Origin of the sequence: Streptomyces sp. NPDC059989 (assembly GCF_042736975.1) — a bacterium.
GTDB lineage: Bacteria > Actinomycetota > Actinomycetes > Streptomycetales > Streptomycetaceae > Streptomyces.
This window is the reverse complement of sequence record NZ_JBHWUO010000016.1, coordinates 124,421-137,217: the sequence shown is the minus strand read 5'-3', so window position 1 is coordinate 137,217 and position 12,797 is coordinate 124,421. Positions and strand designations below refer to the sequence as shown.

At 71.3% G+C, this 12,797-nt stretch carries 13 protein-coding genes; 6 read left to right on the top strand and 7 right to left on the bottom strand.

Annotation, left to right across the window (positions count from 1 at the left end):
* Nucleotides 1-19 precede the first annotated feature (19 nt).
* The 3 genes from ACFWBN_RS16980 to ACFWBN_RS16970 all read right to left on the bottom strand — a co-directional run bounded on the left by ACFWBN_RS16980 (nt 20) and on the right by ACFWBN_RS16970 (nt 2,171).
* Nucleotides 20-1,129 carry an ABC transporter substrate-binding protein gene (locus ACFWBN_RS16980; protein WP_385177215.1) on the bottom strand — a complete coding sequence of 370 codons (1,110 nt, stop codon included), beginning with the start codon at nt 1,127-1,129 and terminating at the stop codon, nt 20-22.
* Between the two features lie 137 nt (nt 1,130-1,266).
* Nucleotides 1,267-1,875 (bottom strand): hypothetical protein, encoded by a 609-nt coding sequence (locus ACFWBN_RS16975; protein ID WP_385177212.1) that lies wholly within the window; start codon nt 1,873-1,875, stop codon nt 1,267-1,269.
* Nucleotides 1,872-2,171 (bottom strand): hypothetical protein, encoded by a 300-nt coding sequence (locus ACFWBN_RS16970; RefSeq protein WP_385177210.1) that lies wholly within the window; start codon nt 2,169-2,171, stop codon nt 1,872-1,874. Before ACFWBN_RS16970 ends, ACFWBN_RS16975 begins: the two co-directional genes overlap by 4 nt.
* Before the next feature lie 135 nt (nt 2,172-2,306).
* Between ACFWBN_RS16970 and ACFWBN_RS16965 the strand changes: the two genes are divergently transcribed.
* On the top strand, nt 2,307-2,816 hold the full coding sequence (locus tag ACFWBN_RS16965; protein WP_385177208.1) for a hypothetical protein: 510 nt from the start codon (nt 2,307-2,309) through the stop codon (nt 2,814-2,816).
* Here ACFWBN_RS16965 and ACFWBN_RS16960 read toward each other — a convergent pair whose 3' ends face one another.
* Entirely contained in the window at nt 2,817-4,025 is a 1,209-nt protein-coding gene (locus ACFWBN_RS16960) for a serine hydrolase domain-containing protein (RefSeq protein ID WP_385177206.1), read from the bottom strand.
* Between the two features lie 110 nt (nt 4,026-4,135).
* Between ACFWBN_RS16960 and ACFWBN_RS16955 the strand changes: the two genes are divergently transcribed.
* Nucleotides 4,136-4,753, top strand: a complete 618-nt coding sequence (locus ACFWBN_RS16955) for an HdeD family acid-resistance protein (RefSeq protein ID WP_385177204.1) — start codon at nt 4,136-4,138, stop codon at nt 4,751-4,753.
* 44 nt (nt 4,754-4,797) lie between these two features.
* Here ACFWBN_RS16955 and ACFWBN_RS16950 read toward each other — a convergent pair whose 3' ends face one another.
* Both ACFWBN_RS16950 and ACFWBN_RS16945 read right to left on the bottom strand, forming a co-directional pair.
* Nucleotides 4,798-5,250 (bottom strand): hypothetical protein, encoded by a 453-nt coding sequence (locus ACFWBN_RS16950; RefSeq protein WP_385177202.1) that lies wholly within the window; start codon nt 5,248-5,250, stop codon nt 4,798-4,800.
* A gap of 148 nt (nt 5,251-5,398) precedes the next feature.
* Entirely contained in the window at nt 5,399-6,598 is a 1,200-nt protein-coding gene (locus ACFWBN_RS16945) for an FAD-dependent oxidoreductase (protein WP_385177200.1), read from the bottom strand.
* 74 nt (nt 6,599-6,672) lie between these two features.
* Here ACFWBN_RS16945 and ACFWBN_RS16940 point away from each other — a divergent pair, with 74 nt between their 5' ends.
* From ACFWBN_RS16940 to ACFWBN_RS16925, 4 genes are all read left to right on the top strand, one after another.
* On the top strand, nt 6,673-7,248 hold the full coding sequence (locus ACFWBN_RS16940) for a TetR/AcrR family transcriptional regulator (RefSeq protein WP_385177198.1): 576 nt from the start codon (nt 6,673-6,675) through the stop codon (nt 7,246-7,248).
* A gap of 194 nt (nt 7,249-7,442) precedes the next feature.
* On the top strand, nt 7,443-8,831 hold the full coding sequence (locus ACFWBN_RS16935; protein ID WP_385177196.1) for an FAD-binding protein: 1,389 nt from the start codon (nt 7,443-7,445) through the stop codon (nt 8,829-8,831).
* A 122-nt stretch (nt 8,832-8,953) separates the two neighbouring features.
* Nucleotides 8,954-9,475, top strand: a complete 522-nt coding sequence (gene cpt, locus ACFWBN_RS16930; protein ID WP_385177324.1) for a chloramphenicol phosphotransferase CPT — start codon at nt 8,954-8,956, stop codon at nt 9,473-9,475.
* Nucleotides 9,476-9,543: 68 nt separating this feature from the next.
* Nucleotides 9,544-10,734, top strand: a complete 1,191-nt coding sequence (locus ACFWBN_RS16925; RefSeq protein ID WP_385177194.1) for a cytochrome P450 — start codon at nt 9,544-9,546, stop codon at nt 10,732-10,734.
* 92 nt (nt 10,735-10,826) lie between these two features.
* Here ACFWBN_RS16925 and ACFWBN_RS16920 read toward each other — a convergent pair whose 3' ends face one another.
* Entirely contained in the window at nt 10,827-12,674 is a 1,848-nt protein-coding gene (locus ACFWBN_RS16920; protein ID WP_385177192.1) for an FG-GAP-like repeat-containing protein, read from the bottom strand.
* Nucleotides 12,675-12,797: the final 123 nt, after the last annotated feature.

Here is a 12,797-nt window from a genome sequence, read left to right as displayed (position 1 = left end):
CGGTGGTTGCTCCTTTCGCTCAGCCGGTGTGAAGGATCCGGAAGCGATCGAGGTCCGCCGGATCTCGGTCGACGACTTGGACGGGCGCCCAGGCCCATTGCCACACGCTGATGCCCGGGGTGCGGGAGAACCGGATCTGCCCGCGGGTGCCTTCGACCGCGACGCGCGGCCAGGCTTCGGCCATGCGCGCCCGGTCCGCGCCGTGGGAGCGCAGCACATCGGCGAGGACGGCGACCGTGTCGTAGCCCTCGAAGGCGACGAACGAGGGCGCTTCGCCCAGCCGCTCGCACAGGGCCGTCTCGACGCGTGCACCGAGTGGGCTGAGGCGCTCGGGCAGGTAGCGCAGGAACGGGATCGCGGCGCCGTCCTCGCCCAGCAACCTCACCCATTCGGCGCACTCCGGTTGCCCGGCCGGAGCGCCGATCATGATCTTGGCCAGGCGCCGGTCGCGGCGGACAGACCTGACGATCGACACCGCCGGCTCCGGGTGGCCGGCCAGAAGCAGGAGGGCGGTCGCGCCCTTGTCGACGAGTGCGTCGCACACGGCCGTGGGCGCGAGCGTGCGCATGTCGAGTTCGATGACGGTGCCGCCGCGTGGCGCGAGGTGGTCCCGCAGAATGCGGGCCCCAGATGCCCAGTAGACACTCGGCTCTGCCGCTACGGCGATGCGACTGTGGCCCGCGCCGAGGAGGAAGTCCGCGTAGATCTGCCAACCGTGGGACTGCGCAGGGGCGAGGCGCGCGACCCATTCCGTCGGCTCTTCGGTGAGTGCGTCGAGAACCGCGGACGAGCAGAGGAACGGCAGGCCGAGGGCGTCGGCCCTGGCGGCAGCGGCGCGAGCGACGACGCTGTGGTACTCCCCCGCCAAGGCGGCCACGCCCAGGCGAGCCAGTTCGTCCACGGCCGCCGCGGCCTTCTGCGGATCAGCCGCGGTGTCGCGGACCACCAGCTCCAGCGGTCTTCCGACGATCCCGCCGGCGTCATTGACTTCGCGAACGGCCAGTTCGAGTCCGGCGAGCAGGTGTTGGCCCGCCTCGACCCAGCCGGGCCGGGTGAGCGGGACGAGAGCGCCGATCTGAACGGATGATCCGTCAGTCCGCTGCGTACCAGGTGTGACCATGCCGGACATTGCATCCACCAACATCACCTACAGGCAACCGAGTATTCGTTCTTCGACGACGAGGGATACGAAGCCGAGTGCGTACTGCTGGGATGAGGACGAGCTCTTCACCATCCATCGCGCGTGACTTCGGCGTCCTGTCGGCGTTACTTCATGTCCTGCTCGGCGGCGGGCAGAAGGGGGCGTTTGTAGTAGCGCCAGGGGAACCAGCCCGCACCGACCGGGATCCAGCCTTCGGATTCCATCCGCCTGAGGCGTCCGCCGGACGCCAGGGTCACGCGGCAGTGCTCCCAGGGGTGGGCTGAAGCCTCGACGTCCAGGAACGCGGCGCCGTAGCCGACCAGGTGCCAGCCGTCGCGTCCGCAGTCCGCGAGGGCCGCCATCTCGTTGAACGCGGACACGGGGCCGAGACGGCGCCGTCGAGGGGTGTCGGGGCTGTTGGTGGACGGGTCGCCGTGGACGATGTCGCCGGCCTTGTCCGCGAAGCGCTGCTGCGCCGCTTGGCGGCTCACGCCCAGGACGCGGCCGACCGTGTCCCAGCTGTGGCCTGCCGCTCTGGCCCCCTGGACGGCTTCGCGCAACAGCCGGCTCGATTCCTCGGCACCGATGCGCGAGGCGTCGATCAGGCGCAGGTACCCGGCGGCGTCGCGTTCGAGACTGTCGGCGAGTTCGGCGGAGGCGCCGAGGACCGCCGCCGCGATCCCCTCCCGGATCCGGGCGGATTCGCTCGGGCCGAGCCGGTGCTCGTCGTTCATCGCCGTGCGCCCGAGAAGGAATCGAGCGTGTCCGGCACGTCGGGCACGTCCGGCACGTCCTGCGTGCCGTCGCACGGACGGGTGGCGGCGTTGCGGGCCACCGTCCGTGCGAGAAGCCCGCCTGCGGTGGCGACCAGGACGAGGCTCGCCACGACGAGGGCGATGGAGACCGTCGTACCGAACCGGTCGGCGCACATCGGCGTCAGGCCGAGCGGGATCACCGCGAGCGGCAACAGGGCGGCGAGCGCAGGACGGTTGGGCGTGCTGGGGGTGGCGTTCGATTTCACGTCGGGCATGCGTCGAGGAAACCTTGACAGGGAGAATCTGTCAACAATTCCTTGACATCGTTCGTCCGTGAGCGGGGTGACCAGCAAAGTTCCCGTCCCGCTCCCTCTCGCCGAGCCGGCCGACCTGGGCTCATACTGTGCCCCATGAGGGGGAGCGAGATGCCGCAGCGTGCTGCGCGGCGCCAGTCCGCGGTGCGGCGCAGTCCACTGGTTCCGGATTCCGTGGAAGCGGAGATCGCCCGGCACGACTGGGAGTCGATCGAGTGCGGCTGCGGCCGGTCCGCGGGGCATCTGGAGGCCATGGTCCGGGATGCCGCCGAGGGGCATCCCGCCGCGTTCCGCGCGCTGCAGGGCCACGTCTTCTTCGGGGAGAACCTGAAGCCGCCCGCGCCGGCCGCATGTGCCGTACTGATGGCCGTGTGGTCCGCGCGTCCGCCCCGGCGGGCGACCCGCGAGGAGCTGCTGAGGACTTTGCTGGAGCTGCTGTGCACGGTGGACGACGGCGGCACCCACGAGGCCGGGCTGTACGGGCAGTGCGCCGCCTTCATCCGTACCGGCACCGACGGCTTCCGCCGCGAACGCGCCGTCGCCCCCGGCTCGGGGACCGCCGAGTACGCCCAGGCGATCCTGGAGATCCTCGGCCTGAGCGTCTAGTCATCTCATCTTGAGCACGTGTCCGGGGGCGAGGGCAGCGGAGATGCGTTCGGCTATGGTCTGCGCCGAGTTGCCCTCGGGACTCTTGGGGCCCATCGTCACGCTGACCGCGATCGACAGCCCTTCCGCCGGCAGGTAGGCGCCTATCGCCGCGTAGCCCGAGAACGAAGGGTTCGTCAGGATCCAGCCGTTGACGACGAGGACACCGAGGCCGAAGTGGTGGGCCGCCGTATTGGCCAGGCAGACACTGGCCGGGCAGGAGGGCGTTGCACGCCCCAGGCCGACGGTGCCCGGATCGATCTGGGTCCGGAAGGACTTCTCGGACACCAGCTCCCCGGTCCCCGTGGCACGCGCCGACCGGTCCAGATCGCAGATGTTCTGTACGAGGACCGCGCCGGGACTGGTGGTCCACGAGGGGTTCCAGAAAGTGGACTCCTCGTAGGTGCCGCGCTCGGAGGTGAAGGCGTGCAGGACGGGCTCGGGGATCTGCGGCGTGGACTGGTTGCTGGTCTGGCTCAGCCCGAGCGGCTCCATCACACGCTCCTTGAGCAGCCGGTCCAGCGGGAGGCCGCTGATCTTCTCCAGCGCGGCTCCGAGGAGCTGGAAGTTGGCGTGCGAGTAGCTCCAGTTGGTCCCCGGCTCGTACAGGAGCGGGTGGCCCGTCGCGATTTCGATGACCTGGGCCGGTGTCCACTGGCGGAAGGGGGCGGCCTCGAGCTCGGCGAGGAAGGCGGGGTCCGTGACGTAGTCCCGCAGGCCTGACGTGGAGTTGCCCAGCATCCGCAGGGTGATCTCGGAGCCGTGCGGCAGGTCCGGCAGCCAGCGGGACACCGGGTCGTCGAGCGAGGCCTTGCCCTGCTCGACGAGCTGGAGCAGGGCGGTGGCCATGTAGACGATGCCGACGGACCCCGCACGGAAGTGCATCGACGGCTCGGCCGGAACACCCGTCATCGATTCCCCGAGAGCCGTGGTCAGCACTTCCCGGTCGCCGGAGGAGACCCGCAGGATCACCGAGTTCAGGCCGAACTCGCGCTGGGACTGCTCGGCGATGGTGAGGATCTTGCGCGCGTCGCCCTGGGCGGGGCCGGGCGAGCTGGCGCAGGCCGCAGGCGCTGTCGCGGCCGGCAACCGGACCGCGGCGGTCCCGGCCGGAAGGGCTGCACCCAGCAGGCCGGCAACGCAGAGCAAGACCGTACCGGTACGCCTCACCCTCCCAGTGTGGGCGGGCACGGCACGTCGCGCACTCCAGGCGCCCGTGCCGGGCTCGTCCTAAAATGGCCGGGAAAGGTACACAAGGTTCGCCCGGCCCGGGAGGCGTCATGACCGTACCCTCCAACGCGGCACCGCAGCACACGCAGAGCGACCCCGAAGACGTCCTCCGGCAGCTCGGCGGCTCGTGGCACTGGGCACTCGGTTTCGCCCTCGCGACCCTGATCCCCGGCATCCTGGTGCTCGTCTGGCCCGACGAGACGCTCCACATCCTGGCCGTGATCATCGGCCTGCAGCTCCTGGTGGCGGGCGGCTTCCGTTTCGTCACGGCCTTCTCGCACAGCAGCGACGGGGGCGGCGGCAGGCTGGCGGGCGTCCTGATCGCGATGCTGGCATTCCTCGCGGGCGTCCTGGTGCTGCGGCATCCGATGCAGACGATCGGCGCGCTGTCCCTGATCGTCGGGGTGTTCTGGCTGCTGACCGGAGTGCTCACGGCGTACGTGTCGCTCACCGACCGCGCGGTCGTGCATCGTGGCCTGCTCTTCGGCCTGGGCGCCCTCGGCACCGTCGCCGGGATCGTCGTGCTCTGCTTCCCGGTGGACTCCGCGGTCGCCCTGACACGGCTGCTGGGACTGTGGCTCGTCCTGCTCGGCGTCTTCGAAGTCGTGATGGCCTTCGCGCTGCGCTCCGCCACCCGGCGGAACACGACCCCCCTGCCTCCGGGATGAACACCGGGCATCCCACGCGTAGGCGCGGGATGCCCGGTTGGCGGTCAGGCGGCGGAACGGGTGCGGGTGCCGTCGTAGCACAGGGCCCAGATCACGAAGACACCGATCGCGATCGAGATGATGGCCCACACGGGCGCGTAGGGCAGCCACATGAAGTTCACGATGATGTCGAAGGCGGCCAGCGCCACGCCCATCGCCCGCGCCCAGTACGTGCCTTTGAGCAGTCCGGCGCCGACGATGACGAGGATGATGCCGAGTACGAGGTGGATCCAGCCCCAGGCGGTCACGTCGAACTTGAAGACGTAGTCGCCCAGCCGGCTGTAGACGTCGTCCTTGGCGATGCCGACGATGCCCTTGATCACGGCGAGTACGCCGTCCACGAGGAGCAGTACGCCCGCGAACACGGTGCCGCCCGCCGCCCAGCCGCTTCGGGCGTCGTACGGCCCACCGTCGCGGGGGGCGCCGGCGGCAGGGGTGGAAGGTGATGTCTGTGCCACGAGAAGCTCCTTCATCGGGCGGAGACCCGGAAGGGCCTCCAGCCCTCAGCCTCCGATCGGTGGCAGGGGACGAACACCCGGGCGCGTCCGTTCGGGTGACCTGGGTGGAGGCGGAGATGCCGCGGCGCGCCGCCTCGGTCGCGCCCTGCTACCCGGGCAGACGGAAGCCGTTGAAGAGGTCGTCCATGCCGCGCAGGGCCAGGCGGTTGGGGACGGCGCGGACCGCGAGGTCGCGGGCCGCCGCCGCGAGCGGGTTGCGGAGGGCGCCCAGGCGGCCGACCCGGCGGGCGCGGAGGCGCACGGCGTCGGTGCGGTCGCGGCGGGCGGCGGTGTACGCGGCGAGGGCGGCCGGGACGGCATCGGTGCCGTCTCCACGGTCTCCCCCGTCTCCCCCGTCTCCGGCGGGCAGCAGGTGCGCGAGGACCACCGCGTCCTCGATGGCCTGGCAGCCGCCCTGGCCGAGGTTGGGGGCCATGGCGTGGGCGGCGTCGCCGAGCCAGGCGATCCGGCCGTGGTGCAGTCGTGGGAGCGGCGCGGCCAGGTCGTAGAGGTCGTTGCGGAGGATGTCGGCGGGGTCGAGGCGGCCGACGCGGTCCAGCAGGGCCGGAATGGGGTCGTGCCACGAGGCGAAGCGGCGGCGGAGTTCGGCGCGGGAGTCGGCCGATCGGGAGCCGGCCGGAACGACTGCGGTGGCGTAGAGGTAGAACCGGCCGTCGGAGAGCGGGGTCACACCGAACCGCTCGCCCCGCCCCCAGGTCTCGCTCATGGCCGGGATCCGCAGGTCCGGGGCGTCCACGATGGTCCGCCAGGCGGTCTCGCCGACGTAGTGCAGGCCGGGGTGTTCGGGGAAGTACGCGCGGCGCAGCGGGCTGTGGATGCCGTCGGCGGCGACGACCAGATCGGCGGGAAGGTCCGGGCCGACGGCCGTGCGGACGGTCGGGCGGCCCATGGCGTCGTCGACGGCGGTCACCGCGGTTCCGTAGCGGAGGGCCTCCGACGGCAGGGCGGCGGCCAGGGCCGCGGTGAGGGCCGGGCGCGGGACGGCGATCGGGGGCATGCCGTAGCGGGCCGCCATGTCCGCGGTGTCGGAACGGGTGAGCCACTGGCCGTTGGCGCGGCGCACGCCCATCGTCGTGGGTACGGCGCTGCCGGCGGCGCGTGCGGCTTCGACGCCGATCGTGTCGAGTGCGCGCAGGGCGTTGGGGGCGAGGCCGATGCCGGCGCCGGTGGTGGGGGGTTCGGCGGCGCGTTCGCAGACGGTGACGTGCCAGCCACGGCGGTGCAGTGCGATGGCGGCCGTGAGGCCGCCGATTCCGGCTCCGACCACCACCGCGTGACGTATCGGCATGGAACACCTCTCCGTTCGGTTCGGCCATCCTCTACATGTGTAGAGCCCTCACTCTACAACTGTAGAGTGAGGGCATGTCCAGCCCCGACCGCCGCACCCTCATCTCGGACACCGCGATCGCCACCGTGGCCGCGGCCGGCCTGCGGGGGCTCACCCACCGCGCGATCGACAGCGCGGCGGGGCTGCCCGCGGGCAGTACCTCGTACTACTTCCGCACGCGTACGGCGCTGATCGGCGCGTGCTGTGCGCGCATCGCGGAACTGGATCTGGACGACGTCGAATCGCGGGATCCGGTCTCGCGGGAGGAGGCCGCGGTCTGGCTCGGGGCACTGCTGCACCGCTGGCTGACCACGGGCCGCGAGCGCCAGCTCGCCCGCTACGAACTCAGCCTTGAGGCCGCGCGCACGCCGGAGTTGGAGCCGGCCCTGCGCCGGGCGGGCCTGGCGGCCCGTGCCCGTGCGGTCGCCATCGTCGCGGCGCTGGGCGCCGCCCGGCCCCAGGAGGCCGCCGAGGTACTGGTCGCCTGGACCGAAGGCGTGCTCTTCGACCGCCTCGCCGGCGCGATGGCCCGCACCCGGCCCGCACCCGACCCGGCGGAACTCACATCGGTGGCCCGCCGGATGCTCGACGCCGCGCTGGCCGGCGAGTAGCGCGTAGTGCGCTTGCCGATCCCAACTTGCATATTTGGTGGACGATTTGACAAGGCGACGACCACACTGTGCAGGAAGTGTGATCGTTCCTGGAGCGACTCCGCGTGCTGCGGGCCGGGCACACCGACCGATCAGCGCCGCCGACTCGGCTGAGGTCGGGGGTGCTGTCCGCACCTGAGCCGACTGGAGCAAGCGTGTCTCTTCCTCACCGCCCTGCCAAGCAGCCGGACCCGGCCTCCTCTCGCCACACCGACGGCGCCTTCGACGAAGTCCCGGCGCTGGACGGGGAACTGTGCTTCGACCGGACCGCTCTCGAAGCCGCGTCCACCGACTTCGGCGGCCTCGTCCACCAGCGGCCCGCCGCGGTCCTCAAGCCCGGCTCGGCCGAGGACGTCGCCACGATGGTGCGCTACTGCCGCGAGCGCGGGCTGAAAGTGGCCGGGCGGGGCCAGGGGCACTCCACCAACGGGCAGGCTCAGGTGCCCTCCGGGCTCGTCATCGACCTCAGCACCCTGAACTCCGTCGAGATCCGCGACCAGACCGCCACGGTCCAAGGCGGGGCGGTCTGGAGCGCCCTGGTCGGGGCCACCCTGCCCCTGGGCCTCACCCCGCCCGTCTTCACCGACTACCTGGAACTGTCCATAGGCGGCACGCTGTCGGCCGGAGGCCTGGGCGGGCAGATCGGCCGCTACGGGGCACAGGTCGACAACGTGCTCGAACTCCAGGTCGTCACCGGCGAAGGCGAGCTGACGACCTGCTCACCCACCCTGCGCCCCGACCTGTTCCGGGCCGTCCTCGGCGGCCTCGGACAGTGCGCGCTCATCACCCGCGCCACCATCCCGCTGGTCCCCGCGCCCCGATCCGTACGGCTCTACACACTGACCTGCCCGAGCGTTGCCGCGCTCACCGCACAGCAGGCGCAGCTGATCGAGGAGGGACGCTTCGACTACCTCGTCGGCCAGGCCCACTCGCCTTCCCCTGAGGGCTGGGCCTACATGATCGAGGCTGCCGCCTACGACGCGACACCGGCGGACGACGCCCGGCTCACCGACGACCTTGGCCACACCGCCGTCCAGGCCCAGGACCTGCCCTACTTCGACTTCCTCAACCGGATCGCCCCGATGGTCGAGGCGTTCAAATCCATGGGCGAGTGGAAGCGGCCCCACCCCTGGTACGACAGCCTGCTCCCCGCCTCGTCCGTGAACGCCGTCGTCACGGAGACACTCGCGAACCTGAAGTCCGGCGCGATCGGCGCGAGCGCGGTCATCCTGCTGTACCCCGTCCTCACCGCCAAGTGCGCGACCCCGCTTCCGGTCATGCCGGACGAGGAACTCGCCTATCTCTTCTCCCTCCTCAAAACCGCTTCGCCCGGGGCGGATTCCGCCGAGGAGATGGTCGCCGCGAATCGCAGCCAGTACGACGTCACGGTCGACGCCGGGGGCCGCTGGTACCCGATCGGGTCGGTGCCGCTCACCTCGGCCGACTGGGTGCGCCACTTCGGCGCGTTCTGGGACGAGTTCAAGGCCGCACGGCACCGTTACGACCCCGACGGCATCCTCACCCCGGGCCAGCGCATCTTCTGATCACGAGCCAGGCCGGCGCGTGTCGACGGAGCCGCCTCCCACCACCCGCCAGCGCGGGGGTGTGCCGAAATTCGTTTCGTGCCGTGTGGGAGGCGCCTTACCGTGGCTCGGTGACGACTCAGATGATCATTCTCAACGGTGGTTCCAGCTCGGGGAAGTCCGGGATCGTGCGGTGCCTGCAGGCCGTACTGCCGGATCCGTGGCTGGCGTTCGGGTGCGACTCGTTCGTCGACGCCGTGCCCGCGAGGATGCGGGAGTCGGACGGGGGGATCGTGTTCGCGGCGGACGGCGGGGTGAGCGTGGGCGCGGACTTCCGGGCGCTGGAGGCGGCCTGGATGGACGGCGTCGCGGCGATGGCCCGTGCAGGCGCCAGGATCATCATCGATGACGTCTTCCTCGGCGGAGTCGCGTCCCGGCAGCGGTGGCAGAAGGCTGTGGGCGACCTGGCCGTGCTGTGGGTCGGCATCAGGTGTGAGGGTGCGGTCGCCGCAGGTCGTGAGGTGGCGCGAGGAGACCGCATCCAGGGGATGGCCGCATCACAGGCGGAGGTGGTTCACGAGGGGGTGTCCTACGACCTCGAGGTGGATACGACGCACAGCGAATCCCTGCTGTGCGCGCAAGCCATCGCCGCTCACGTCATCTGAGCGCCGATCGGCTCCCGGCTGCCCGGCCGGCCTTCGGGCCCATGAGATCACCGCACTAGGCTGGGCCCATGGATCTCCAGGAAAAGCTCATGGACGACCCGTACGACGTCTACCGGCGTCTGCGCGAGACCTCTCCGGTACATCGGATCGCGGGTACGGACGGCAACCCGGCCTGGCTCGTCACGCGCTATGCCGACGTACGCGCGGCCCTGGCAGATCCCCGGCTCTCCCTGGACAAGAGGCATGCGGCGGAGGGGGGTTACCGAGGACTGTCCCTTCCGCCGGCCCTCGACGCCAACCTGCTCAACATGGACCCTCCGGACCACACCCGCATTCGCGGTTTCGTGGCCCGTGCCTTCACCGCACGCCGCGTCGAGGAGCTCCGTACTCCGATACGCGAGACGGCCGACCGGCTCCTCGACGCCCTGGGCCCGCAGGGAACCACCGACCTCATCGCCTCCTACGCCGCGCCCCTGCCGATCATCGTGATCTGCGATCTCCTCGGCGTGCCGGAGGAGCACCGCCGGGACTTCCGTGCCTGGACCGACGCGCTCATCGCCCCGGACCCGACCCGCCCGCAGGCTGCCAAGGAAGCCGTTGCGGCCATGCTCGGCTTCTTCCTCGACCTGGTCGCGCACAAGCGCCGGCACCCCGGTGCCGACCTGCTCTCCGACCTGGTCGCGGTCCGCGACGCCGACGGCGACCGCCTCACCGAGGACGAGCTCCTCTCCCTCGCCTTCCTCATCCTCTTCGCCGGCTACGAGAACACGGTGCAGCTCATCGGCAACGCGGTCTTGGCCCTGCTGCAGCACCCCTACCAGCTCGCCGTGCTCCGGAAGGACCCGTCCCGGCTGCGCGCCGCCGTCGAGGAAGCCGCACGGTACGAGGGCCCGGCGCTGCTCGCCATCCGGCGCTTCCCCACCGAGGACGTGACCATCGGCGGAGTGACCGTCCCCGCCGGCGAGACGGTCCTGCTGTCCCTGTCCGCGGCCAACCGGGACCCGGACCGCTTCTCCGGCCCGGACCTCTTCGACCTCTACCGCGACACGACGGGCCACCTGGCCCTCGGCCACGGCATCCACTACTGCCTCGGTGCGCCGTTGGCCAGAGCGGAAACCGAGATCGCCCTGGCCGCACTCCTCGACCGCTTCGAGTCGCTCGCCCTGGCCGACGGCGACGCCCGCTGGCGTCCGTCCCTCAGAGCCCGCGGCCTCGTCGAGCTGCCGGTGCGGTACGGGAAAGCAGCCGCGGCCCGCTGAGCCCGGCTCACATCCGGCGCCGGCGGAATTCCGATCTTGGCGAATGAGGTCCGGGGCGGGGCGGCCCGTCGCGCGGCCGATGCGGTGATCCCTCAGCCGAGGGACCCGGAACCGGACCAACCGGTGGCTGCCACCTCGACCGGTACGGTGCCGGGTGCCAGGTCGACCGGGGTGCCCAGGGCGTCGGTTCCGCCCGGGTAGAAGAGGAGTCGACCGTCCTGGGTGGTCGCCCACATGTCGGCGGTGCCGTCACCGTCGGCATCGGGGGCTCCCGCGATGCGGGGCCGGGTGTTCTCGTAGTAGCCGCTGCCGAAGAGCGTGCGGGTGCCGGTGCTTCCGAAGCTGCCGCCGTCACGGCCGTGGTACAGCCACAGCTTGCCGTCGGTCTTCTTGCGGGCCAGCAGGTCGACCCGGCCGTCCCCGTCGGCGTCACCGGGCGCGGTCAGCGTCATCGCGTCCCAGCCTCCGGTGCCCAGGCTGACGGGAGGCTTCAGGGAGGCGGGCGTACCGGGTACCCCGTCGTAGCGGTACAGCGTGTCGGCGTACTGGGCCACGAGGTCGGGAAATCCGTCGCCGGTGGCGTCACCGACTCCGACGATCTTCGCGCCGGCGGGAAGCCCGGTCGCCAGTACGGTGTGGCCGGAGATCCTGCCGTCGCCCAGGTTCGGGAAGAGCCGCAGTTCGCCGCCGACGCGGGCCACGACGTCCTCGGCGCCGTCGCCGGTCCAGTCCCCGCGGTGGGTGACCGAGGTTCCCGCCCAGTTGGACTGCCCGATGACGGTGGACGTGCCCAGGCCGCCCCGGCCGTCGCCGGGGTACAGACGCAGTTGGTTGCTGTCGTCGACGCCAAGGATGTCGGGCAGGGCGTCACCGTTCAGGTCGCCGGGCACCCGGCGCACGGTGGTGATGACGGGTGCGTGGTCCGAGAAGACGCCCGCCGGTTCGGGCACCGCGTAGGGGTCCGTCAGGTCCATCAGGGAATGGTCGACCTCGACGGAGGTGAACCGGTTCCGCTTGCTGGTGAAGACGTGGTCGTAGCGGTGGGTGAGCGGAGAGCCCGCCGCGAGCCAGCCCTGATGGGTGTGTTCGGTGTTCGCGTAGCGCGCGAGGCCATCGGCGAGCGGCGCCAGGGAAGGCTCCGTCTCCGTGGCGTTGAGGTCCCCGCCGAGGATCATGCCGGAGGTGAAGTCCGCCCCGAGCGTCGACTTGATCGCCTGGGCCTGCATGCCGCGGACCACGCTCTCGGCCGTGCCCTCGCTCCCGGCGAAGAGGTGCGTGGTGCAGATGTTGTCCGGCCAGCCCTCCTTGCGGACGCAGAGTGCGGGCTTCCTGCGGCCGGACAGCGCGGCGATCCTCTCGGCACTCGGCCGCTTCGCCGGAGGGAGCGACGCGAAGTCCTCCGCCTTGAGCGTCGCCGGCGCCGTCTCGAACGACTGCACGGCGGACGTCTTGCCCTTGACCGCGATCAGCACACCCAGATCGCCGCCGAGCTTGGGGGCGCCTGTGCCGGGGCGGCAGTTGGTGAGGAGGTTCCCCTCGCTGTCCCTCGCTTCGCGGTCGCCGACGGCGTGGACGATCTTCCAGCCCGGGAGTTCGGCCTCCAGCAGCTTCTGGTGGCTCAGGGCCTGGACCTCGTCCGGCATCTGGGTCGTGTAGCCGCATGCCTCCTGCAGCATCACCACGTCGGCCTGGTGCTTCTCGGCGAGCTCGGCGACCGCCTTCGCCTTCTGCGCCGGATCGTTGCGGTGCGGGCAGTAGCCCGACGTCACCCCGCGGGTCCCGCCCGCCTCACCACAGATGTTCCACGAGATCACCCGCAGCTCACCCGCAGCCGGCGGCGGCACGGCCTCCTCGGCCTGTGCCGGTCCCGCCGTCAGCAAGGAGGCGGCGGCGGCCACGGCCGCGACGAGCCCGGTGGCCCCACGCCACTTTCCGGGCATGGCAAGACTTCTCAAGACCCCTCCCCAGATGGTCCGGACCGCCCGAAGAGCCTGCCGACATGGTGGGCGGCTCGGGGCGGACCTCCGGGCGGCCGATCGTTCGGCCCTGCTCCCGGATCTTGG